Origin of the sequence: Aeromonas sp. 96A (assembly GCF_051919165.1) — a bacterium.
GTDB classification, from domain to species: Bacteria; Pseudomonadota; Gammaproteobacteria; order Enterobacterales; family Aeromonadaceae; genus Aeromonas; species Aeromonas veronii.
On the sequence record NZ_JBQBFE010000001.1, the window covers coordinates 4,389,001 to 4,413,388 of the forward strand.

Here is a 24,388-nt window from a genome sequence, read left to right on the forward strand (position 1 = left end):
GGCTGATGCCTCCCTCTTGCGTTGTCACTGTCTATCGTGACCTCTTCGGCGAGCCAGAGCCGTTTATTGCGGCTGGATGGCTGTCACTGTGAGCTTGCCGCTCTGGCTTTCGGCATGAAAGTGGATGGCATCCCCCACCTTGAGCCCCTTGAGCTGGGCCGGATCTGCCACTCGAAAGACCATGGTCATGGCGGGCATCTTGAGATTCTCGATCGCCTCGTGCTTGATGCCGACCTTGCCGCTCCCCTCATCGAGGCGGGTAATGACCCCCTTGGTCATCACCATTGCGGCCTGTTCGCTCATCTCACCCGTCTGGCTCATCTCGTGCCCTTCATGGTGCATCATCTCTTCGGCTTGCAGGTTGGTCTGGGTGGCAAGGCCAAGCAGCAATGTCAGGGTCAGCGTCTTGTAGTTCATGATGGTTTCCTCATCGTTCAGTCAATATGGATCGTGAAATCGGGTTATTCGGATTGCGGGTTCGCGCCCTTGCCAAGGCTGCGACTGCGCCACAGGTAATAGGCCGCTGGCAGCACCAAGAGGGTCAGCACCAGCGCGCTCACCATGCCGCCGATCATGGGGGCGGCGATGCGCTGCATCACTTCGGATCCGGTACCGTGGCTCCACATGATGGGCAAGAGGCCGGCGATGATGGTGACCACCGTCATCATCTTGGGGCGCAGGCGCAGGGCGGCGCCGTGGATCACCGCCCGGTGCAGCCCCGCCTTGTCCGGCTTGCCGCTGGCAACGAGATCGTCCCAGGCGTGGTTGAGGTAGACCAGCATCAAGACGCCGGTTTCCACCGCCACCCCGGCCAGGGCGATAAAGCCCACCCCGACTGCCACCGAGAGGTTGAAGTCGAGCAGCCAGAGGGTCCAGATCCCCCCCACCACAGCCAGCGGCAAGGTGGTGAGAATGAGCAGCACCTCCTGAATGCGGCGAAACGCCAGATAGAGCAGCAGCACGATAATGGCGACCGTCAGCGGCACCACGTAGGCGAGGCGCGCCTTGGCCCGTTCCATGTACTCGTATTGGCCAGACCAGGTGAGGGCGTAGCCTGCCGGCAGCACCAGCTGTTTGTTCACCTCGGCCTTGGCCTCATCGACGAAGGAGCCGATATCGCGGCCGCGAATATCGACGTAGACCCAGCCGTTGAGCCGCGCGTTTTCACTGCGCAGCATGGGGGCTTCATCGCTGATGTAGACCTGGGCTACATCCGCCAGCGCGATGCGAGCGCCACTTGGCGTGACCACCGGCAGCAGCTCCAAGCTGGCTACAGAATCGCGATAGCTCTGGGGGTAGCGCAGGTTGATGGGATAGCGTTCGCGCCCCTCGATGGTTTGGCCCACCTCCATGCCGCCCACTGCGGTGGCGAGCACCGCCTGTACATCGGCGATGTTGAGGCCATAGCGGGCCGCTTTGAGCCGGTCGATATCTACCTTGACGTAGCGGCCACCCGCCACCCGCTCGGCGTAGACCGATGAGGCGCCCTCCACCTTGCCAACGATCTGTTCGAGCTGTTGGCCGAGTTGCTGGATCACCTTGAGATCCGGCCCCGCTATCTTGATGCCGACCGGGGTCTTGATACCGGTGGCAAGCATGTCGATGCGGGTCTTGATGGGGGGCACCCAGGCGTTGGTGAGGCCGGGGAAGCGGATGAGGGAGTCGAGCTCCTCTTTCAGCTTCTCCGGGGTCATGCCGGGGCGCCACTGATCCCGGGGCTTGAGCTGGATGCTGGTCTCCATCATCACCAGATCGGCAGGGTCGGTGGCGGTTTCGGCGCGCCCCGCCTTGCCGAACACGTTCTGCACCTCGGGTACGGTACGAATGAGCTTGTCGGTCTGCTGCAAAATCTCCCGCGCCTTGCCCACCGAGATATTGGCTGCGGTGGTGGGCATATACATGATGTCCCCCTCGTCCAGCGGCGGAATGAACTCGGAGCCCAGGTACTTGAGCGGCCAGAAGCCCGCCACCGTGACCACGGCGGCGACAGCCAGAGTGGTTTTCGGACGGGCCAGCACGGCTTTGAGCAGCGGCACATAGCCCTGGCTTAAGCCACGGTTCAGTGGGTTGGCCTGCTCCGCCAGCACCTTGCCACGGATGAAGTAACCCATGATCACCGGCACCAGCGTGATGGCTAGCGCGGCAGCGGCGGCCATGGCGTAGGTCTTGGTGTAGGCCAGCGGATGGAACATCCGCCCCTCCTGTGCCTCCAGCGCGAACACCGGCAGGAAGCTGATGGTGATGATCAGCAGGGAGAAGAAGATGGCGGGTCCCACCTCGATGCTCGCCTCGGTGATGATGCGCCAGCGGTTCTTGTCGGTGAGCGCTTCCCGCTCCATGTGTTTGTGGACGTTCTCGATCATCACGATGGCGCCATCCACCATGGCGCCGATGGCGATGGCGATGCCCCCGAGCGACATGATGTTGGCGTTGATCCCCTGCAGGTGCATGACGATAAAGGCCACCAGAATGGCGATGGGCAGGGTGATGACCACCACTAGCGACGAGCGCAGGTGGAACAGGAAGGCCAGACACACCAGCACCACCACGGCGAACTCCTCCACCAGCTTGCCGGAGAGGTTGTCGATGGCGCGCTGGATAAGGTCGGAGCGATCATAGACGGTGACGATCTCTACTCCTTCCGGCAGGCTACTTTTCAGCTCCGCCAGCCGCGCCTTGACCCCGTCTATGGTGTGCTGGGCATTCTCGCCATAGCGCATGACGATGATGCCGCCCACCACTTCCCCTTCGCCGTTGAGCTCGGCAATGCCGCGCCGCATCTGGGGACCGGTGACCACATCTGCCACATCCCCCAGCAGCAGCGGGGCGCCGCGTACCGTGGTGCCGAGCGGGATCTGCTTCAGATCCTCGACGCTTTTCAGATAGCCGTTGGAGCGCACCATGTACTCCGCTTCCGCCATCTCGATGACGGAGGCACCTGTCTCCTGATTGCCCTGTTTGATGGCGGTCTCGATAAGGGAGAGCGGAATGCCGTAGGCGCGCAGCTTGTCCGGATCGACCCGCACCTGATACTGGCGCACCATGCCGCCGACTGTGGCAACTTCGGAGACCCCCTCCACCGTCTGCAACTCGTACTTGAGGAACCAGTTTTGCAGGGAGGTGAGCTGGCTGAGGTCATGCTTGCCGGTTTTGTCCACCAGCGCGTACTGATAGACCCAGCCCACCCCGGTGGCGTCCGGGCCGAGCTGGGGGCGGGCGGAGGCGGGCAGGTTGGGGGCCACCTGACTCAAATACTCCAGCACCCGGGCTCGGGCCCAGTAGAGGTCGGTGTTGTCGTCAAACAGCACATAGACGAAGGAGTCGCCGAAGAAGGAGTAGCCGCGCACCGTAGTGGCCCCCGGTACCGCCAGCATGGCGGTGGTGAGCGGGTAGGTGACCTGATCCTCCACCACCTGGGGCGCCTGGCCCGGATAGGAGGTTTTGATGATCACCTGCACATCGGAGAGATCCGGCAGGGCATCCACCGGGGTCTGTTTGACCGACCAGAGCCCCCAGGCGGTGAGCATGAGGGTCAATAACAGCACCAGAAAGCGGTTGCCCACCGACCAGCGAATAATCGAGGGGATCATGGCTTGGCTCCCATATTGTGCTGGCTATGGCCCATCCCTTCCATCTCATCTTTTGCCTGCTCCAGAGCGTGGCCGCTGGTCGGGGCCTTCTCCTGATGGATGTTGGTGATGCGGTACTCATCCCCCTCCTGCATCACCTGCAGGTGCAGGTTCTGCCCCTCGACCAGCTTGCTGATATCGACCCCGTCGGCGACGGTGAACTCCATCTCCATGGCGGGCCACTGCCACTCGGGGATGGGCTGGTGGGAGACCATCAGGGTACGTTTGGCCAGATCGATGCTTTCAACCTCGCCCTGGGTCCACACCTGGGCGGGGCGCACCGCCGTCATACGCTGGAAGTCCGAATCGATGGCAGACTCGGAGTCGAGCAGGAACTGGGCCGAGCTGACGATGTTATCCCCAGCCTCTACCCCTGCCTTGATGGCAACCTTGTCGCCAAACTGGGGGCCGAGAGTGACGGCGACCGACTTGAAGTTGCCATCCCCCAACGCCAGCACCAGCCGATCCTGACTGCCGGTGCGGATCACCGCTTCGCTCGGCACCACCAATTGCGGCTCTCCCTGCCCGGTGCGAATGCTCACCTTGGCAAACATATTGGGTTTCAAAAACTCGTCCGGGTTGTCAAAGCGCAGCCGCACCTTGAGGGTGCGGGTAGCTGCGTCCAGTGTCGGGTAGAGGTAATCCACCTTACCTTGCCAACTGCGACCGGGGGCATAGTCGAGAGTCATGGTGACCGGATCCCCCACCTTCAGCTGGGCGGCTTGGCGTTCGAACACCTCGGCACTGACCCATACCTGCTGGAGGGTGCTGATGTTAAAGAGCGCCGCAGCGGGCTCAACATACTGGCCCTCGCGCACCTTGAGCTCGGAGACATAACCGCTGCTGGGGGCGTAAATGCTGATGGTTTCGCGCACCTGACGGGTGCGCTTGAGGGCTGAGATTTGATCTGCCGGTACCTGCAGGGACTTGAGCTTGCCCTCGGCAGCGCGCAGCAGCAGTGGGTTGGCCGTGTTGAGTGCCAGCAGGTATTCGTGCTGGGCGTTGACCAGATCCGGCGCGTAGAGCTCGTAAATAAGGCTCCCCTTGCTCACCTGCTGCCCCTCGCTCTTGATGGCGAGGGTGCGGATCCAGCCTGCCATGCGGGCGTTGACTGCCTCCAGCCTGTCCTCGTCATAGCCGACATAGCCCACCGTCTCGATCTGCTGGTGGATAGGCAGTCGCTCGACCTTAGCCAGTCGCACCCCCAGGTTCTGCTGGATCTCGGGGCTGATGGTGACTGTGCCCGGCGAGCCGTTTTTTTGTTCCTCATAGACGGGGATAAAGTCCATCCCCATGTTGTCCTTGGCCGGGCCGTCGCGCTTGTCGCGGGGATCCATGGGATTGACCCAGTAAAGGGGCGTCTTCTCTTTGGCGCTTGCGCCATCGGAGGTCTGTTTGGCGGCCCAGTAGCCGCCACCAGCTCCAAGGGCAAGTAGCAGGGCCGACATCAGGACGGTCTTGTTCATGACTGGTCTCCGGCGCGGATCTGCATGCAGAAAGTGCAGGAGGGTAATGCGCCCGCAAAGGCAGCAACCTTGGACGGTGAAAAGTGGGCTGGTGACATAATACGTCTTCTCTTTTGCAGGCCGCCGGTCGGGTGAGGTGCAAGGCATCACCAAAGGGGCTGGCGGCAAACGGGGCGCAGCTGTATCAGTGCGCACGGCTCCCTGTGAGCGGACCGGTTTGGCCGGGGCACAGGGTCAGGCAAGGCGGCAGAGAACGGGCAAGTTGAAGCTTGCCTGTGCCGCAAGAGAAGGACTTTCTAGTGGCGTAACACCGACAGCATCAGATGTCGGCGCGGCCAGGAGGGAGGGTGAGTACCGCGTGATCGCAGGAAGGGATCCCGCAACCAGTTATCAAGCCGTGCAGTTGCGAAGTTGCTGCCAAGCAGCAGGGGGAAGATCAGCATGGCGACCAGCACACCCAGCAGAGCCATCGCGCCGAAGGAGGGGGCATTGATGCCTGTCTGCATCTGGCACTCATCGCCCATGGCTGACCCCTCGTCCCCCTGATGGCAAGAGAGTGTCATACCATCGCCCGGGGGCTCCATGGCGGCCATTGCATGAGAGCTCTTGCCATCCGCCATCGCCATGGATGAATCGAACATCACCATCGACAGGGGGCTGCTTTGGGTTGTCTCGGAGGAGAGGGGAGAACCATGCCAGCTGATGCAGAGGGTCAGATTGCAGACGAGCAGCAGCGCCAGCAATAGCCGGGCCAGAGCAACGCAGGGCAATCTTGCAGCAAGCTGGGTGAGTGACAATCCGGGCATCCTTAGGGAGCAGATGGCGGGACTGTAAACCTTGCCACGAGGTGAAGGTCAATGGCGCCGGTGATGTAATAGAGGTGCTGTGTTGGGGCTGATATTTAAGCAATGCTTAACCATTGCGTATGCCCAACCCTAATGAAGCACGCCCCTCATCCCGTTAGGATGCCCCTGTCAGTTACCACTATGGCGTGATAGTTCACTCTTGTGCTCCGGCATAAATGACTGCGGCAGGAGTGCTTGCCGACCTTATCCATCCCGTGACGCCATGAGCGAGCAGTATAAAGCCGCAGGTTTCCCGGATGCTGACAATCAAAGAGTCAAACCGTGTTTTTGAGCAGCACATCTTGCCGGGTGCTCACCATGTTCACTATTCAGGAGTATTGAAATGCAGCCACGACTGCTGTCGCTGATGCTTGCCGCTTTGCTGAGTCCCTCAGTCATGGCTGGCGGCCTTGCCCTCTACGAGAACAGCACTGCCAACAGTGCGCTGGCCAACGCAGGGTCTGCCGCCCGTGCCCAAGGGGCAGATACTATCGCAAGCAACCCGGCCGGTATGACCAAACTGGAAGGTACCCAGTTGCAGGTCAATGGCGGTGTGGTATACGGCGACCTTGAGCTGGATCTGGACAACGGCAGTAACAACGGTGGAAATGCCCTGCAGACCGCGCCGCTCGGCAGTCTCTATCTGACTCATGCCATCGACGATCAATGGGTCGCAGGTATCGGCGTCTTTGGCAGTCACGGTCTGGGTATCGATTATGGCGATGGCTGGGATGGTCGTGGTTATACCCAGTCGGCCAAGCTGACCGGCATCGCCTTTGCTCCGAGTCTGGCGTACCGCATTGACTCAAATTGGTCAGTGGGAGCCAGCCTGATCGCCATGAATGGTTCGCTGGAAGCCTCTGTGGATTTGACGTCTGGGATGGGGGAAGGGCGGGAATTCTCCAACAGCGACTGGGCGTATGGCGCCTCCTTCGGGGTACTTTACGAGCTGGATCAGCACTCCCGTATCGGCTTGAGCTACTTCTCCGAACTGAAGTGGGAGCTGGAAGATCAGCTCTTCCCACGTGCTGATGTGGCAGGTCTAGGGGTCGAGATCATGATTCCGCAGACCATTACGCTAAGTGGCTATCACCAGCTCAACGACCAGTGGGCCTTGCTGGCCAGTGCCAACTGGCAGCAGTGGTCCCGTTTTGGCGATATCGGTGTGGCATCTGCCATGGGCAGCCAAACCATTGATATGAATTACAAGGATACATGGCATGCCAGCCTGGGGGCACAGGTTGATGTCACCCCAGCACTGCGTTTGAGCAGCGGAATAGGCTATGACAGTAGTGCCGTGAGTGATGAGTACCGTACTGTGATGCTTCCAGTGGGTTCTGGTTGGCGCTGGGGTCTGGGGGCCAGCTATCAGTTGAGCCCAGCCACCAAGGTGGAAGCCAGCTATACCCTGGCCTGGCTGGGAGATATGCCAGTGGATCAGGACGGGATCGGTCGCCCGCACTTGTCCGGTAGCTACAACAACAGCTACCTGAACTTTTTCAACATCGGTGTGCAACACCAGTTCTGAGTTGTGAGCCTTGCAAGCCTTCACTGGTTGGGGGCTTCTTCATCCTGCCCGTCGCGCTGATCCGGCGCGTTATTAGCTGGGTGGCTCGTGAGGTCCACTTGTTTGCTCATCCGTTACTCAAGGAACAACATCAAATGTCATCACAATCAACCTCTGCGTTAGCGCGGTGGCTTTGGCGCCTGACGTTTATATTGGTCACGGTCGCTCTGGTTGTCTTCTTCTCGAAAGGTGCCCACATCTATCCAATTGAGGCGACCAAGTTCAACCATGCTTTGCCAGCCATCATGGTACTGCTTGATTCCGAGATCTTTATGGGGGTGATTACTGTGATCACTCTCTATGTGGTCCTCTATCTGGTCTATCTGCTGTGGCAACTGCATGAGATCGCTGTGCATCGTGCCAAGGTGTCTGAGTCGGTGCATATCACCCTGGTGTTTGCGCTCTCCTTGTGCGGACTGTTTATCGACAAGACCTGGTGGGTGCTTGCCGTCATCATCGCCTTTGCCCGTTGGGATGTGCTGAGCGAGCGGATGAGCCTTATTATCGGCCATGGTATTCGACGTGGCCGTCATGAGGGGGAGGCATCATGAAAGAGATCCTGCTGCCCTATATCCTGATCGTCTGGTTGCTGGTCAAGCTGAACATATTGCCTTGGAACCTAAAAACGGGTTTTTGGAGTACCGCAATTGGCGCGTTATTGGCGCTTGGTTTGTTGACTACCTCTCGCCATCTGGCTCCGGTGGATTTTACCGATTCGGCGACGGTCAAGGCACCTCATGCGGTGTTGGGACCCTTACTAGGTATCAACCAGTTTCATCAGATAGATCAGATTTATGTTGCGCATAATCAGCGCGTTGCGCGTGGTCAGCCCATTTATAGTCTTGCGGACTGGGAGAGTAACGGTAAGTCTCAGGCGTTGAGCTATCAGATTGACGCCCAGCATGCCCAGGTGGCGTCAGAGGTAAGCCAGCAGCGAGCGATCCAGTCACGACTGAACCTCAATCACAAGGAATTGGCTCGGCTGACCCAGTTGGGTAACTTCGCCAGTATTCAGAGCCGTGACCAGCTGCAGACCCAAATTGATGGCGATCTGGCGCAACTGAGTGCCAGTGAAGCGAAGGTTCAGGCGATTGAAGCTCAGGTGTTGAATCTAGAGACAGAGCTGGCCTTGCAGGAGCGACGGAATGAAGAGAAGGTGATCAGGGCTCCGTTTGATGGTCAGGTCTCGATAGTCAATATTGCCAGCGGTTCCCGTACCGGCAACATGCACCTATACGACACTTCTCGCAAGTTTCTGGAGTTTCGCATTCCGGATCAGAGTTTTCGCAACATAGCACCAGGCCAGTTTGCCGAGTTTTATGTAGATGCCTATCCCGGGCGCATCTTTCGGGCACGGGTGCACTCAGTACTTACTGGTACGGGGGAGGCCCAGATGAGTGTTGCGCAGGGGGATCAAGATGTACGGCAGCATGTGGGCAACAACATGTCGAGCCATGGCCGGACAGTGGTACTCGACATGCTGGTGCCGGACGGTGTGGACCTGCCAATTGGGGCAACCGGCTCAGCCTGGATTTCGGCACATAAACCCCATCCGCTGCTTGGCTTTATCGACATCATCGGTGCCGCCACCGTGCGTCTCAAGGCGATGAAGGCCTATCTGTTTGCGATGTAACGGAGTGACATAAAAAAGCCCCTCCGTGAGGGAGGGGCTTGGTGAGCTTTACCGGAATAGTCAGGCCCTTTTTTCCGATCCTCTCATGATGAGGCGGAAGAAGAGCGGGATAAAGAAGATGGCGATAAAGGTCGCGGCCAGCATGCCGCCGATGACCGGCCAGCCTAGGGCGTGACGGCTTGCCGCACCGGCCCCGCTGGAGGTGACCAGTGGCACACAGCCGAGGATAAAGGCGAGCGAGGTCATCACGATGGGACGGAAACGCAGGCGCGCCGCCTCCAGTGCCGACTCGATGAGGCTCATCCCCTCTTCGTGCTTCATCACCGCGAACTCCACGATCAGGATGGCGTTCTTGGCGGCAAGGCCGACCAGGGTCACCAGCCCGATCTGGAAGTAGACGTTGTTGGTCAGCCCCACCAGCCAGGTGGCGAGCAGGGCACCGAACAGGGCGAACGGTACGGCGGTGATCACCGCAAACGGCAGGCTCCAGCGTTCGTACTGGGCTGCCAGGATGAGGAAAATCATCACGATACCGAAGCCGAACGCCATGCCTGCGCTACCGGCAGAGGCCTTCTCCTGATAAGCGGAACCAGTCCACTCCAGCTTGGCATCGTTGCCAAGGGTGCTGTTGGCCACCTCTTCCAGTGCGGCGATGGCCTGACCCGAACTGTAGCCGGGTGCCGGCTGTGCCATGATCTTGGCGGCCTGGAAGATGTTGAAGCGTTCGACCAGTTCGGGGCCGGTGGCATCACGCACCGTCACCAGACTGCTGAGCGGGATCATCTCCCCCTTGTCGGAGCGGACATAGACGTTGCGGATGTCGCTCTTCTTGGCGCGATAGTCTGCCTCGGACTGCAACTGCACCCGGTAGGTACGGCCGAACTGGTTGAAGTCGTTGACATAGACCTGGCCGAAGGTGGCCTGCATGGTGTCGAACACCGCGTTGATCGGCAGCCCAAGCGCCTTGGCCTTTTCGCGATCCAGGTCGAGATAGACCTGCGGCACGTTGGCGCGGTAGGTGCTGGTGACGCTGGCAAACTCCGGGCGCGCCTTGGCCGCTTCGAGGAAGCGTTGCACTTCGCCTGAGAAGGCCTGGGCGTTGCCGGTGCCACGGTTTTGCAGATAGGCCTCAAGGCCACCTGTGGTGGACATCCCCTGAATGGGAGGCGGGTTGAAGGAGGCGACAAAGCCATCCGCCAGCCCCATCAGGCTCAAGCCCTGGAAGGTCTTGGCCAGCGAGAAGGAGTCCTGTCCGGCCCCCTGACGCTCGCTCCAGTCCTTCAGGGTAATGAAGGTCATGCCGCTGTTGCTGATGATGGCATTGGAGAGAATGTCAAAGCCCGAGAAGGTGATCACATCCTTCACATGGGGGTTGGCCATGGCGATCTTGTCGAACTGATCCGCCACCGCCTGGGTCCGGCTCATCGCGGCGGCATCCGGCAGCATGACGGCGGAGATGAGGTAGCCCTGATCTTCGTTCGGTACCAGTTCGCCCGGCACTTTCAGGAAGAGGCCGTAGATGGAGAGGATCAGCACGGCGATGATGGCAAAGGCGACCCCCACCCGACGGTTCAGGAAGGCCACACCCCGTACATAGCCGCGGGTCAGCTGGTCAAATTTATCGTTGAACCAGACAAAGAAGCGGGCCGGTTTGTTATGCCCCTCCTTGAGCAACACGGCACAGAGGGCCGGAGAGAGAGTCAGTGCCACCAGACCGGAGATGGCGACCGAGACCGCGACCGTGATGGCAAACTGCTTGTACATCACCCCTGTCATGCCGCCCATAAAGGCGACCGGCAGGAACACGGCGCAGAGCACCAGCACGATGGCGACCACCGGACCGGAGACCTCCTGCATGGCGAGGATGGCAGCCTCTTTGGGCGAGCACTTCTTCTCGCTCATGATCCGCTCGACGTTTTCGAGCACCACGATGGCGTCATCCACCACGATACCGATGGCGAGCACCATGCCGAACAGGGTCAGCAGGTTGATGGAGAAACCGAGCACCAGCATGCCGGCGAAGGTCCCGATGAGCGACACCGGCACCGCGATACAGGGGATCAGGGTGGCGCGGAAGTTCTGCAGGAACAGATAGACCACCACGAACACCAGCACGATCGCCTCGAACAGGGTGTGTACCACCTCTTCGATGGAGATCTTCACGAACTCGGTGGTGTCGTAGGGGATCTGGTACTCGATATCCTGCGGGAAGCGCTCCTTGAGTCGCTCCATGGTGGCATGCACCGCATCGGCGACCGCGACGGCGTTGGCGCCCGGTTGCAGATAGGTGGCAATACCGATGGCCGGTTTGCCGTTGGCGCGGGCGACCAGATCATAATCCTTGCCCCCCAGCTCGACCCGGGCGACATCGCGGACCCGGATCTTGGAGCCATCGGGCATGGAGCGGACGATGATGTTCTGGAACTCCTTCACATCCTCAAGGCGCCCTTTGGTCTGCACCGTGTAGGTGAAGTCGATGGGGGCCGTGGTGGGTTGGGCACCGATCTTGCCTGCCGCGAACTGGGTATTCTGCTCGCGAATGGCGCCTATCACGTCGCTCGGGGTGAGCTCGAGTTGGGCCAGTCGATCCGGCCTGAGCCAGATACGCATCGCATAGTCGGTACCGCCAAACAAGGTGGTATCACCGATGCCGGGAATCCGCTTGAGCTCGTCGATAATGTTGAGCAGGGCGTAGTTCGACAGATAGGTGGTATCAAACGAGCCGTTCGGTGACTGGAGGGTGACCACCTGCAGGATGGAGGTCGATTTCTTCTTGACCGTCACCCCCTGCTTTTTCACCTCTTCCGGCAGCTGGGCCATGGCGGCCGAGACCCGGTTGTTGACGTTGATGGTGGCCTGATCCGGATCGGTGCCGATCTCGAAGTAGACGTTGAGGTTCATCTGGCCGTTGGAGGCCGACCCCGACTGCATGTAGATCATCCGCTCGACGCCGTTGATCTGCTGCTCCAGCGGCGCAGCCACGGTCTGGGAGATCACCTCCGGGGTTGCACCCGGATAAAACGCCGTGACCGAGACCACCGGCGGGGTGATCTGGGGATATTGCTCGATGGGGAGCGCCCGCATCGCCGCCAAACCGCCCAGCACGATAATGATCGAAATCACGCTGGCGAAGATGGGGCGTTCTATGAAGAACTTGGAAAACATACGGGCTCCTTACTTGGCCGCAGACTGGCTGACCACCTTGCCGGTGATCGCCTTCATCTCGTCGGCAGAGACAGGTTTTACCACGGCGCCGGGGCGAGCCTTCATCAAGCCTTCGACGATATAGCGCTCACCAGCCTGCAGGCCGCTCTCGATCAGCACGCCGGAGTCGACTGCCGTGCCCAGGGTAACCGGACGGGGCACTACTTTGTTGTCGGCATCGACTACCATCACCATGCGGTCAGCCTGGGACTGGACGATGGCGCGTGGCGGCACCACGATGGCATTTTTGCGGGTGCCCAGATCGATGGTCATGCGGACAAACTGGCCGGGCAGCAGTACGCCGTCCTTGTTGTCGAAGATGGCGCGGGCACGGATGGTGCCGGTCTGGGGATCGACCCGGTTGTCGGAGAAGTTGAGCTTGCCCGCCTCCGGATAGAGGGAGCCATCGGCCAGACGGATATGGGTGCGCCAGGTGGTGGCATCCTTCGCCTCAATCACCCCTTTCTTTACCGAGTTTTCGAAGTTGAGGCGATCCTGCTCCGAGTAGGAGAAGTTGACGTAGAGCGGATCAAACTGGGTGATGGTAGTGAGCAGGCCGTTGTCGCCGCTGGTGGAGATAAGGCTCCCCTCGGACTGGGAGCTCTTGCTCGCCATGCCGTTGATGGGGGCGGTCACCTGGGTGTAGCTGAGGTTGAGCTCCGCCTCTTTCACCTTGGCCTGAGCGGCCTGATGGCTGGCGATGGCCGCTTCATAGTTGGCGATGGTGTCGTCATAGTCCTTGCGACTCACCACCTGACGCTTGAAGAGGGGAATGATGCGATCCCGATCGGCACGGGCCTTGTTGAGACGGGCCTGCTCCTGAGCCAAAGTCCCTTTGGCCTGCTCCAGCGCCACCTTGTAGGGCTCCGGGTCAATCAGAAACAGCTCCTGACCGGCGGTAACTGGCTGGCCTTCCACATAAGTGCGCTTGAGCAGGATGCCACTGACCCGGGAGCGCACATCAATCTCGCGAAAACCGGCGGTCTCTCCCACCATCTCGGTGGTGAGCGGCACATCGGTCAGCTTGACCTCGGCGACCACCACAGGGACGGCGGGCATGGTCTGTGCCGTCTGGGTCGTCTCGCCGCCACAGGCACTCAGACCGCTGATCAGCGCCAGGGTCAGCAAGCTGCGTTTGTAAACCTCTCTTCCGGCATTGGGCACCTTCATCATCACACTCCTGTTGGATCGATTTCGGCTGCTGCGTTCAGCATGTTTCTCCATACACATCATTAACTTCATGATTAAAAAAACAACTTATTTATGATTGGAATGGGAGATGATAGGGCGGCAACCTTGAACACAACCTTCTCAAAGTGGCAATTAGGGTTGCCGATTGACGAAAAAAGTCTGACTTTTCCGATTTGGGCGGGGGGCTTCGGGGATGTTCATCCCGGGCCAAGGCTCTTCGCAACCGTATCATGCCAGCCACTCCTTGCTGCAAAAAATAAGGTGCCATAAGGCACCTTGTCTGGATGGGTTTTTTACGCCCTTTTATCGCAGGCAACCGCGAGCCGCTTCACAGTTTACGAATTCGTCGCGGCTCATCGGTTAATCTTGCGCCGTATCAGGCGAAGCAGGCCCAGATGGGGGCGTGGTCGGAGGGTTTCTCGATACCGCGCAGCTCGTAGTCGATACCGGTCTCGGTCACCTTGTCCTTGAGGGCGTCGGAGGCCATGATGAGGTCGATGCGCAGGCCGCGGTTCTCGTCAAAGCCCTTGGAGCGGTAGTCAAACCAGGAGAAACGCTCGCACTCGGTGGGGTTGGCGGCGCGGAAGGTGTCGGTGAGACCGAACCCTTTCAGTCGCTCCATCCATTCGCGCTCGATGGGCAGGAAGGAGCATTTGCCATCCCGCAGCCAGCGTTTGCGGTTTGCCTCGCCGATGCCGATGTCGAGATCGGTGGGGGAGATATTCATATCCCCGATCAGCACCAGCTGGTCGTCCGGGGTGTGGTTGGTCTCGAGGTAGTGCTGCAGATCCTCGTAGAACTTCTGCTTGGCCGGGAACTTGGTCTCGTGATCCTGGCTTTCACCCTGCGGGAAGTAGCCGTTCATCACCTTGATGAGGGAGCCGTCTTCGCGCTCGAAGGTGGCCATGATCATCCGGCGCTGGGCCTCTTCATCGTCGGTGGGGAAGCCTTTCTCCACCTTGACCGGCTTCTGCTTGCTCATGATGGCCACCCCGTAGTGGGCCTTCTGGCCGTGAAACTCCACGTGATAGCCCATGGTCTCCACATCGGCCAGCGGGAAGGCTTCATCGTGCACCTTGATCTCCTGCAGGCCGATCACATCGGGCTGGTGCTTGTCGATGATGGCTTGCAGTTGGTGCAAACGGGCGCGCAGGCCGTTGATATTGAAAGAGATGATCTTCATGTCCGGGATGCTCATGTCATTTTTATAAGTGGCTATTGGACTAGGAATCGGCGGTGGATGCAAGTTTGGCGCGGGCCTGCGTCAGTGGCAGGCACCGCGGGGTGGGCAGAGGTGTCAGCGGGTCATCTTTTTGACGAATACCACCACAAACAGCGCCAGCGTAAAGCTGCCGGTGAAGGCCTCGAAGGCGGCGAAGATCCTGGAGAGACCGACCGGAGTGAAGTCGCCGTACCCCAATGTGGTGAAGGTGACCACGCTGTAGTAGAGGCATTCGAGCAGGAAGATGGCATTTTGCTCGAGCGGGGCACCGGGTTGGTAGATGAGGTGCTCGCCCTGAAAATGCAGTCCGCAGAAGAAGTAAAAAATGCTGCAGATAAAGATGAGCAGCAACGAGAAGAGCACCACCCGCATCGGGGCCTCGCCATAGCCGCAAAAGAGATCGACCACCCAGGAGGTAAAACGCTGGGTCGACCAGAACGGCAGTTGCAGGCGGCGCATGGTGAGCTCCTGCTGGATATAGTTGCCGGACATGGTGAAGATCCCCTGTGCCTCGGAGGCTTTGCGAAGATCCCGGTAGGTCTCTTCCGCCTCCTTGAACCAGATGCGCGCCTGTTTGGGATCCCGTTCGCGGCGCCCCTTGCGATCCTGCATCACCCGTTTGCCGGTCTGCATGTTGTCGAGCCGGGTGTTGTGCCAGCGGATGCCGAGCAGGTTGACGTCATCGAGGGTGGCGCACTGGAGGTTGGCATCACTGAGATCGGCCTTCATCAGGCTACCGCCCTTCATGCGCAGGCCGTAGAGGTGACCACCGCGCAGGTTGGCGCGATAGAGGTTGCACTGCTCCAGCAAAAATCCCTGATCGGACTCCTTGTTGACCAGATTGAGGCCCGCCAGATTGGCCCGTGACAGCTGCAGGCCGTGGCAGAGTCCGCCAGCGCGAACGTACTGTTCAAGCGCCTCGGCGCTGCGGGCTTCCTGATGGGTATGGTGGGGATCATGCCAGTGGCAGAGATCGTGCTCGCCAGCCTCTTCACTGCAGTGGCGGCCATCGGCCACCAGATAACGACACATCGCCATCTTCGTTTCCCTCGCATTGCCGAACTGGTTTCAGCATAGGCGGGGAAAAGGGGGCGTGGCGGCGTCTTAGCTAAACTGGTTGAACTCCTGACGCAGCTTGCGAAAACGCTCCTGCTGGGCCGGGTTGAGGGGGATGCCGTCGAGCACGTCCAGGGTGTCTTTGCACTCGGCACCAAACTCCGGGCTCTTGCGGTTTTTCTGCATCAGTTGCAGCAGCACCTGGATCTTGTTGAGAGCCGCACCGGTATTGGCGGGGGCGCGGCGCAGGGCCTCGCGAAAATGACCGAGGGCCTGCTCCAGCTCGCCGCTCTGATAGGCCTTGATCCCCAGATCGTTGAGCTGCTGGTAGCGCTGACGCCGCTCCAGCACCGTCTTGTCATCGCGGGTTGCCTGAATGCAGGTGGTGAGCAGCCGATCTTCGTCCTCTGCCAGCAGCCCTTGCAGGCTCTCTGCATATTCAAACTCGCCGAGCTGGTAGAGGGCAAGGATGGTTTCGCCAAGCAGGGCGGGGGGCATGGTGGCCGGTTCATCGAGCCAGTTCTGATTGGCGCGATAGAGCATCTTCTTGCCCTTGAGCAGCTCCCCCAGCGCAATCTGCACCCGGGCCTGACAGATCTGCTCGAACACCGGGTAGTTGAACTCCGACATCATCAGCGAATCGCGGATGCGCGACAGGGCCGAATTGACCTGCTTTTGCAGGTTGGCGATGTGGTAGCTGTCGTTGCTGTTGAGGGCGTAGAGGGTCAGGGTCTGGATATAGGCCCCCAGATAATGGGGCGTACGATGGATGGAGTTGCGCGACAGGTCGATCAGCGACATCAGCACATCCTTGGCCTGGGCGTAGTCGTGACGCTGCAGGCACACCTCCGCCAGCCGACGGGAGAGTTGCACCGACTGGGGGGAGATATCCACCGCCCGTCTAAGCTCCTGCTGCGCCTGCTCGTCATTGCCAAGGGCCAGCAGGGATTCTGCCAGCCAGAGGTGAGCCTCCACCATCAGCGGGGTATTTTTGAGGGTCGCCTGCAGATGGCTGACCGCCTCTTCGTGGAGCCCCAGGGTGTTGCACGCCTTGCCCAGCGTCAGGCGGGCCCAGCTGTTCTCCTGCCCGGCCAGCAGCTGGCGCATCAGGGCGCGCGCCTCCTGCGCCTGACCCAGCTTGAGGTGGGTATCGGCCTGCAGGCAGCGGCAGTAGTTGGCAAAACGGGGCACCGCATCGGCCCGTTCGGCACAGGCGGTAATGAGCGCTGCCAGATTGTCATCGGCCAGTGCGGTAAAGACGCTGGCCAGCGCATTGCGCCGGGCGAGGGCACGCTTCAAGCGAAACGAGAACTGCTCCTGGGAGAAGGGCTTCATCAGGTATTCGTCGGGCTCGGCCTCCAGCGCGCTCAGTACCATGGCGCGGGAGCTGTCGCCACTCACCATGATCACCACGCTCTGGGGAGGGATCAGGTCTTTGTCGCGCAGGCTCTCGAGCAACTGGCGGCCATTCTCGCCAACCCCGAGATCGTAATCGATGAGATAGATGTCGAAACTGCCCTTCTGGCAGCGGCGCCGCGCATCCTCGGCGGTATTGGAGTAGGTGATGTTGCTGATCCCCAGATTGAGCAGCATCGCCTTCATCATCACCTGAAACGAGCGCTGCTCATTGACCATCAGAATGCGTTGTGGCTTGGCTGGGCTCTTTTTTTCTGGCTCTTGTTCAGGTGTCTGCATCTGTCTGGGTCGAGGCGCTGCGGGCTGATGGGAGAAAGTGTGCCACCAAAGCGCCCGAAGAGGCAATTAGCCAAGTTGTCGATTGCGAACCATCTCCGTTTGTCCGCCTTTTGTCCGCGATGAGTGAAAGAAAAAGGCCCTGTTGCCAGGGCCTTGAACTCACCGTTTTTTCTCTGCCAGATAGGGAGCAAATTGCGGCGTGTACTCGGCCTTGAACCCCTGTTCGGTCTTGATGATGAGATAGACCGCCAGCTGGTGCTGTTTGGCAAATGCCATCCCCGCTTCAGGCCCCATCACCATCAGCGCGGTATCGAGAGCATCGGCCTCCAGCGCGGTCGGGGTGATGACGCTGGCGGAGACCAGCTTGTGGGTGACCGGCTGGCCGGTGGCGGGGTCGATGATATGGGAGTAACGCTGGCCATCCATCTCGTAGTAGTTGCGATAGCTGCCCGCGGTGCTGAGCGCCATGCCGTTGGGGATGACGATATCGGAAAACGCCCCCGGCTGATCGGAGGGTTCGACGACGGCCACTTTCCATGGCGAGCCCTTGCTGTTGTTGCCCTTGCTGCGCACCGCACCGGCCACTTCGATCAGGTAGTTGTGTACCCCCTTGCCTTCGAGCAGGGCGGCAATCTCGTCAGAGGCAGCCCCCTCGCCGAGGGTGGAGAGGTCGAGATAGAGATCCGGGATCGTTTTTTCGAGCAGGAAGTGATCCCCCTGCGGGGTCATGCTCAGCTTGTCGATGCCCACCTTGTGGCGGGCGGCGGCGATGGCTGCCTCATCGGGCCGCTTGACAGGCCGTTTGTCCGGGCCAAAGCCCCACAGATTGACCAGAGGCCCCACGGTCACATCCAGCTTGCCGTCGGTCAGCTTACCGGCATCAATCCCCTGCTGGACTATGATGGCCATGGCGGGCGGGATGGCAAACGGGGTATTGGCGGGCCCCTGATTGAAACGGGAGATGAGCGAGCCCGGATCGTAGGTGGAGATCTCCTTGTTCATCCGGGCCAGCAGGCTCTCTACGTCGCTTTTGAGGGCGGGCTCCCCACCGGGGTAGCTATCGCTCAGGGTCACCACATAGTAGGTGCCCATGGTCTTGCCCTGAATACGGGTCTGGGCAGGCGGGGTGGGCTGGCAGCCGGCCAGCGCCAGCAGCAGGGTCAGCAGCAGGCCGCGCAGGGCCGCCACGGGGGTTATCGCAATCATCCGGCGCTCTCATCTGGAGAAGGTTCATATCGGGGCGCTAGCTTAGCCAAGGGGCGCCCGCCGGGCGAGCCCTGATGGGGGCAATCGGAGGGAAAAGGGCAGAAAAAATTAAACATTTTTGAACCTGTGGCTGGAGCAGGTCGTATCGTCCATCCGTGAGGGAGATAGTGGCGAGTAGAGCACCGTCTGGTGACCTAGCCCGCAGCTTTGGCCAAAACCCATCGCCGATTGAAAACAATTGAGTAAAATGAAGGTCGATTTAGACGGCATCTTTGCGAAGCGTTCACCGCATCCGCCAAGTCGTTGCCATCCATTGCCAATCAAAGGAGAAGATGATGAAAAAGGCGATTACCCTGCTGTTTCTGAGTACTCTGGCTGCCCCGGTTCTGGCGGATGAGTGTGCACTGGTCATCGAAGGCAATGATGCCATGCAGTACAACCTCAAAGAGATGAGCGTTCCGGCCACCTGCAAAGAGGTGACGGTCACTCTGAACCATACCGGCAAGCTGCCTGTGACCGCCATGGGCCATAACTGGGTGCTGGCCAGCACCGCCGACTATCAGACCGTGGCGACTGCCGGGATGAGCGCCGGGGCCGAGAACGGTTATCTGCCCAAGGATGATCCCCGTGTACTGGCTCACACCAAGCTGATTGGCGGCGGCGAGAGCAGCAGCGTCACCTTCAAGACCGACGGTCTGGCGGGCAAGGATCTCACCTTCTTCTGCTCCTTCCCCGGCCACTTCGCCATGATGAAGGGCTCCTTCAAGGTCAACTAAGGTGCTGACCGGCACGAGCCGGTTGCCTCAATAGCAAAAGCCGGGATTTCCCGGCTTTTTCATCTCTGCTGTTTGTGTGTGGCGTGGCATGACTGCACACCGCCGACTTTTGCGCTATTTAGTCTGCAGGGTAAAGAAGGCGATGGAGGTCTTCTTCTGGCATTCGAAGTGAATGCTCTCTTCACCGGTCACCACCAGCGTCTCGTTGATGGCCACCTCTTTGCCCTGCACGGCCAGCTGGCCGCTCAGCAGGTGACAGAGGTAGGTCTTCTCTGGCTCGAGGGTAAGGGTCAGCGGGAAGGGGAGGTTCAGCACCCGCACGTTGGCGCTGATGCGATCCGGATGGTAGATAAGCCCGAGATCGGTCACCTCTTTTTTCAGCAACTCGCAGTGGGTCTCCTCATCGCCGCTAAAGTGCGCCGCCTCGAAGGTGGCGTAGGGGTGACCGTTGAGCACAAAGCCTGCCCCGCTCACCGGCAGCAAAATGCGCTGATAGCTGGGAAAGGGGGAGAAGGGGCCCGCGCTCTTGATGGGGGCCGAGCTCAGTCGATAGTCAAAGTCGAGTTTGGCAAGGCTGCTCCCCTTGGGGGAGATGAGGATCTGGCTGGTAGTGCCCTGCTGGTTTTTCCAGGGCATCTTCTGGTGGTCAGACTCTTTAATCAGGGTGATCACGGGCACTTCCTCACGATAAAAAAACGCAGGGAGCCGGGGACATCAGCCCCGGCTCCCTGATAGAGATTGGCGATGGTAAAGGCGATCAGCCCTGACCATCCAGCGCAGCCAGCCGCGCTTCCATGGCGGCGAGACGGCTCTTGAGCTCGTTTACCTCCTGCTCCAGCTCGCTCAGACGGTCGGCGGCAGGGGAGGCATAGGCCGCGGCGGGGGCGGCATCCATCATCGCCTGAATATCCACTTCGCCGCTGAACAGGTGGGCGTAGCGGGATTCGCGCTTGCCCGGCTCGCGCGGCAGCTTGACCACGTAGGGGCCACGCTCGATGAGCTGGGTCAGCACCGCATCCACCTCGGTGACATCATCGAAGCTGCAGAGTCGGTTGGTGCGCGAGCGCAGCTCACCCGGGGTTTGCGGGCCGCGCAGCAGCAGTTCGCAGACGATGCCGAGCTCCTGGGCACTGAATTTCAGCTCGCCAAATTCGGTGTTGCAGAATCTGTGCTGATAGCGGGGCACCCGGGCGTTGAAGCCTGCAGTGTTGACCACCAGCCGCTTGCGGGTCAGCTCGTCTACCACGGCGCGGATATCGAGCTCGGAGAGCTCCAGCACCGGCTCGCGGTTGCTCTTCTGGTTGCAGGCGTTGGCCAGTGCATTAAGGGAGAGGGGATATTGATCCGGGGTGCAGATCTCTTTTTCAATCAGACAGCCGATGACGCGGGCTTCCAGTGGGCCAAGTACTAACTCCATTTCCTACTCCCTTCCAAATCGAGACATCAAGAGCCCCTATCTTAGTCATGGTCCGCGCCGCGTCTAGCATTGTGCGCCATTTTTGCGAGCTGATCAGGGCGTTGGCGAAAGGCTCGCCAACGCTGCAGACCTCCGCATTTTATCGCTGCCCCTGATAGAAGCGCGCCTTATTGGCATACATGGCGTCGTCAGCCACCCGGCTCAGCTCCGCCAGGGGGGTCTGGTCGCTGCTGCTCCAGCCGATGGCAAACCGCAGCGGGAAGCTGTGCTCCCCATGCTGCACGATGGCGTGCTGCTGGCTTGCCTCCAACCTGCCTGCCAGCTGCTGACTGGCGAGGTGATCCGCCTCCGCCAGCAGCACGAACTCGTCGCCGCCGATACGGAAAATCTTCTCATCCTGACGGCAGAGGGAGCGTAGCTGGCGAGCCATCTGGATCAGCAGGGCGTCGCCCGCCTCGTGCCCATACTGGTCGTTGGTGCGCTTGAGGCCGTTGAGGTCGAGCATGAAGAGGGCGAGGTGACGCTCCGGATGGCGCGCCAGCACTGCTTGATAGTGGTGGAAGGCCTCTTCGAACGCCTGCCGGTTGGGCAGCCCGGTGAGGTTGTCGGTGCGGGCGACCCGCGCCAGCTCGTCGGTGAAGAGGCGCCCCTCGATGCCCACCGCCAACTGCTTGGCAAACAGCCGCAAGATGGCCCTGTCTTCGGACTCCAGCCCTTCGGCGCTCACCATCAGATAGCCAAACAGCACGCCGCTTTGGCTGCCGGGCAGGGTCATGATCTTCCAGAGTGCGTTGTCCCACTGGCATTCGGAGTGTTTGACCTCCTCATCCATCAGTTGAGTCAGTTTCTCCTGCAGGGCATCCCGCAAGGGGGAATCGACCCCCTGGGTCAGGGAGTAGTGGGGCTGGCCATCGCGGCGGATCACCAGTCCCCAGCGGTGGCCAGGATAGAGCTGCGAGAGTTGCAGCAGGGCGGAGCTGGCCAGCTCGGCAATATCGATATCCAGCTGCTGATGCAGACCGAACTGCAACCAGGATTGCAGGATATGGCGGCTACGCTCCTCCCGGCTCAGGGCCGAGCGCAGGGCGGTCGTTTGCGAGGCAACCTCTTGCTCCAGTTCGTCGTTGAAGCCTAGCAGCCGCTGGTTGAAGGCCTCTTTCTCGCTATTGGCCTGCTGCAGCTGTTCATTTTGCTGATAGAGCGCCCGCACCTGATCCGAGATGGTGCTGGCCATCTCCTGCAGCAGCTGGCGCACCTCGTCGTACTCCACAAAGCGCAGCGGCGCCTGCCGTTGCTGGTAATTGCCCTTGCCATAGCTGCGCACCAGCGCGGCCAGCGAGCGCAGCGGTCGGGTGAGCCAGCGGGTGAGCCAGACGCAGCCGATGGCCACCAGCAGCAACATGACGGCGATGCTGACGGTCAGCAGCTGCTGGGATTTATTGAGCTCGCTGACCCTGTCATTGCTGTAGCTGTAGAGGGTGATGGTGGGGGTGATCTCCTGCTCCAGCTGGGGCCAGCCAATGGCCAGGGGCTGCGCCATCTTGCTTGGCTCCCTGTCATCCATGGCGTTGGCGCTCTGGTGAGCCCCTTCGTAAAGACGGTTCTCGCCCTGGGAGATCACCAGATATTCGCTTCCCTTGAGATAGGGTTCCAGCAACTGGGCCATCTGCCGCCAGGGGAGAATGGCCATCACGAAGCCGGAAGGGGTCTGCATCACCCCTGCTCGCTGGTGGTTGCGATAGATAGGGGCCACCAGTGCCAGCCCGCCGCTGCGGTTTTGCTCCATGTCGTCGACCAGCACGGGATCATCGACGGGGAGCAGCAGATGCTTGCCCTGTTTCGCCTCGCGGGTCTTGCCCCAGGCCATCAGCTGCGGCATCAGGTTGCTCGACTCGAGGTGGGAGGCCTGGCCATTGATGTACTCCACCACCAACCCCTTGTCATCGATGAGGTAGGCCGAGGTGAGCAGGCTGTTGGATTTGATAAAGGTGGCCAGCGCCAGCCGGGCATGGCTGGAGAAGAGAAAGTTGTCGAGGGCCTGATGGAGTACCCGATCCTGGCTGAGCTGATTGAGCTGGGTGCCGATCAGCTCACTGCGAAAGCGGGCCTCGCGGGTCATGCTGGTGAGGGCCCGCTCCAGCTGCGACTGCTCGCTCTGGGCGATGATCTGGTGCTGGCGGATCAGCAGCACAGTGCTGGCCAGCAGTGCCGGCAGCAAGGCGACGGTGAACAGGATGATGATGAGGGTCGGGCCGAGCCGAAAGGTGCGATGTTTCATGGTGTTTTGACCTGCCGGTACTGCTGATCGGCCAGCTGCTGCATATAGCGGGCGGTGTCGGCGGCACTGATCCCCTCTTTAAAGCGCTCGAACCCTTTCTCCATCGCTTGCCAGGCGATGGACATGGCGCTGTCGGAGGGCATGGGGGTACTGAGGGTGAACTGTTCCAGCAGCACTTTTTCCTGAGGCGTGGGACGGCGGCTGATGGCGGTAAAAGCCTGCTGATTGACCGGCAGCAGCGCCCCCTGATGATAGATGAACTGCTGAATATCCTGACGCTGGATAAAGGCCATCAATGCCTTGATGACGGGTTTCCTATCCTCATCATCCATCGCCCAGCGGGAGGCTCCCATCACGTAGGCGCCGCTCATGGAGTGCATGGGATGGCTTTGCCAGCGGGGCAGCAGGGCAACGCCCAGCTTATCCCCCATGTTCTTCACCAGATCGTTGAAGGCCCAGTCCCCATTGATGAGGTAGGCGCTCTTGCCCTCATTGAAGCGGGCGAGGGCGGTGTCATAGTCGCACTCGGGATCGACCCACTGTTCGCTGACGACGGTGCGGTAGGCCTCCAGTGCCTGCACCATGGCCGGGCTGTCGAGGGTGATGCGCCCTTCGGTCACCGGCGAGCCGCCAAAGGTGTGTAAAAAGGCGGCGAAGTAGTACATGTCGTGATAGGGCCAGCTGACGGGGTAGACCCCCTTGGCCTTGAGTGCCGGGGTGATAGCTGTCAGTTGCTGCCATTGGGTCACAGGAGTCGAGACCAGCGCCTTGTTGTAAAACAGCATCAGATGGTTGCCCTGCATCATGGGCATGCCCCAGCGTTGCCGATCCAGGGTGACATAACGCAAGGCGCTGGCCATCAGCGCGGGGGAAAACCACTCGGCCGGGAGCGGGGCGAGGGTCATCTGGCGATAGAGGCCGATAAAATCGGAGGGGATTAGCATCAGATCGGGCAGCCCCCTGGCCTGAGCTGCCAGCAGGAGATCCGCCTTGATCTTGCCCGGCTCAATCTGGGTGACTCGTACTCTGTGGTTCCCCTCCTGATTGAAGCGGGCGATCACATCGTCGATCACGTAACCGGCTTGCTGGGAGTGCCACAGCTCCAGTTCAGGCTCCTGAGCCTGCAGGGGGTGGCTCAATGCGAACAGGCAAAGCAGCAAGAGATGATAAAAAGATCGTTTTCTGCTCATGTTATCATCACCG

18 protein-coding genes are annotated in these 24,388 nt (G+C 60.3%); 4 read left to right on the forward strand and 14 right to left on the reverse strand.

The features are described 5' to 3' along the window. Nucleotides 1-63: 63 nt before the first annotated feature. From ACTG2W_RS20415 to ACTG2W_RS20430, 4 genes are all read right to left on the reverse strand, one after another. The gene (locus ACTG2W_RS20415; RefSeq protein WP_042656965.1) at nt 64-417 is read right to left on the reverse strand and encodes a copper-binding protein; all 354 of its coding nucleotides are present in this window, start codon (nt 415-417) and stop codon (nt 64-66) included. Nucleotides 418-461: 44 nt separating this feature from the next. After that, nucleotides 462-3,590, reverse strand: coding sequence for an efflux RND transporter permease subunit (locus ACTG2W_RS20420; RefSeq protein ID WP_440016512.1), 3,129 nt, complete (start codon nt 3,588-3,590; stop codon nt 462-464). Then, nucleotides 3,587-5,095 (reverse strand): efflux RND transporter periplasmic adaptor subunit, encoded by a 1,509-nt coding sequence (locus ACTG2W_RS20425; protein WP_181281559.1) that lies wholly within the window; start codon nt 5,093-5,095, stop codon nt 3,587-3,589. Before ACTG2W_RS20425 ends, ACTG2W_RS20420 begins: the two co-directional genes overlap by 4 nt. Before the next feature lie 296 nt (nt 5,096-5,391). Further along, complete coding sequence (locus tag ACTG2W_RS20430; RefSeq protein WP_106842621.1) at nt 5,392-5,892, reverse strand: hypothetical protein; 501 nt, start codon at nt 5,890-5,892, stop codon at nt 5,392-5,394. A gap of 391 nt (nt 5,893-6,283) precedes the next feature. Here ACTG2W_RS20430 and ACTG2W_RS20435 point away from each other — a divergent pair, with 391 nt between their 5' ends. From ACTG2W_RS20435 to ACTG2W_RS20445, 3 genes are all read left to right on the forward strand, one after another. Beyond that, nucleotides 6,284-7,468: an OmpP1/FadL family transporter gene (locus ACTG2W_RS20435; protein ID WP_106842620.1), complete on the forward strand. Its 1,185-nt coding sequence runs from the start codon at nt 6,284-6,286 to the stop codon at nt 7,466-7,468. Between the two features lie 134 nt (nt 7,469-7,602). Continuing rightward, complete coding sequence (locus tag ACTG2W_RS20440; RefSeq protein WP_069526721.1) at nt 7,603-8,058, forward strand: hypothetical protein; 456 nt, start codon at nt 7,603-7,605, stop codon at nt 8,056-8,058. Further along, nucleotides 8,055-9,140: an HlyD family secretion protein gene (locus tag ACTG2W_RS20445; protein WP_005361696.1), complete on the forward strand. Its 1,086-nt coding sequence runs from the start codon at nt 8,055-8,057 to the stop codon at nt 9,138-9,140. Before ACTG2W_RS20440 ends, ACTG2W_RS20445 begins: the two co-directional genes overlap by 4 nt. A gap of 60 nt (nt 9,141-9,200) precedes the next feature. On the opposite strand, the gene ACTG2W_RS20450 is transcribed toward ACTG2W_RS20445, so the two are convergent. From ACTG2W_RS20450 to ACTG2W_RS20475, 6 genes are all read right to left on the reverse strand, one after another. Continuing rightward, a complete protein-coding gene (locus ACTG2W_RS20450; RefSeq protein WP_106842619.1) occupies nt 9,201-12,305 on the reverse strand; it encodes an efflux RND transporter permease subunit in 3,105 nt (1,034 codons plus the stop codon). A 9-nt stretch (nt 12,306-12,314) separates the two neighbouring features. Next, nucleotides 12,315-13,514 (reverse strand): efflux RND transporter periplasmic adaptor subunit, encoded by a 1,200-nt coding sequence (locus ACTG2W_RS20455; RefSeq protein ID WP_106842618.1) that lies wholly within the window; start codon nt 13,512-13,514, stop codon nt 12,315-12,317. Nucleotides 13,515-13,911: 397 nt separating this feature from the next. Continuing rightward, entirely contained in the window at nt 13,912-14,718 is an 807-nt protein-coding gene (gene xthA / locus ACTG2W_RS20460; protein WP_106842617.1) for an exodeoxyribonuclease III, read from the reverse strand. Nucleotides 14,719-14,832: 114 nt separating this feature from the next. After that, nucleotides 14,833-15,795 carry an ion channel gene (locus ACTG2W_RS20465; protein ID WP_069555464.1) on the reverse strand — a complete coding sequence of 321 codons (963 nt, stop codon included), beginning with the start codon at nt 15,793-15,795 and terminating at the stop codon, nt 14,833-14,835. A 66-nt stretch (nt 15,796-15,861) separates the two neighbouring features. Next, nucleotides 15,862-17,508 (reverse strand): tetratricopeptide repeat-containing response regulator, encoded by a 1,647-nt coding sequence (locus ACTG2W_RS20470; protein WP_005361691.1) that lies wholly within the window; start codon nt 17,506-17,508, stop codon nt 15,862-15,864. 159 nt (nt 17,509-17,667) lie between these two features. Beyond that, nucleotides 17,668-18,714 carry an FAD:protein FMN transferase gene (locus ACTG2W_RS20475; RefSeq protein WP_440016514.1) on the reverse strand — a complete coding sequence of 349 codons (1,047 nt, stop codon included), beginning with the start codon at nt 18,712-18,714 and terminating at the stop codon, nt 17,668-17,670. Between the two features lie 335 nt (nt 18,715-19,049). Here ACTG2W_RS20475 and azu point away from each other — a divergent pair, with 335 nt between their 5' ends. Then, nucleotides 19,050-19,490 (forward strand): azurin, encoded by a 441-nt coding sequence (azu, locus tag ACTG2W_RS20480; protein ID WP_005337768.1) that lies wholly within the window; start codon nt 19,050-19,052, stop codon nt 19,488-19,490. A gap of 114 nt (nt 19,491-19,604) precedes the next feature. On the opposite strand, the gene ACTG2W_RS20485 is transcribed toward azu, so the two are convergent. From ACTG2W_RS20485 to ACTG2W_RS20500, 4 genes are all read right to left on the reverse strand, one after another. Further along, nucleotides 19,605-20,162: a HutD family protein gene (locus ACTG2W_RS20485; protein ID WP_106842615.1), complete on the reverse strand. Its 558-nt coding sequence runs from the start codon at nt 20,160-20,162 to the stop codon at nt 19,605-19,607. A gap of 85 nt (nt 20,163-20,247) precedes the next feature. Further along, nucleotides 20,248-20,907 carry a YceH family protein gene (locus ACTG2W_RS20490; RefSeq protein WP_106842614.1) on the reverse strand — a complete coding sequence of 220 codons (660 nt, stop codon included), beginning with the start codon at nt 20,905-20,907 and terminating at the stop codon, nt 20,248-20,250. A 139-nt stretch (nt 20,908-21,046) separates the two neighbouring features. Next, nucleotides 21,047-23,185, reverse strand: a complete 2,139-nt coding sequence (locus ACTG2W_RS20495) for a diguanylate cyclase domain-containing protein (RefSeq protein ID WP_421308674.1) — start codon at nt 23,183-23,185, stop codon at nt 21,047-21,049. Then, nucleotides 23,182-24,375, reverse strand: a complete 1,194-nt coding sequence (locus ACTG2W_RS20500) for a sugar ABC transporter substrate-binding protein (protein WP_421308676.1) — start codon at nt 24,373-24,375, stop codon at nt 23,182-23,184. The genes ACTG2W_RS20495 and ACTG2W_RS20500 overlap by 4 nt, the downstream gene beginning before the upstream one ends. Between the last annotated feature and the right edge of the window lie 13 nt (nt 24,376-24,388).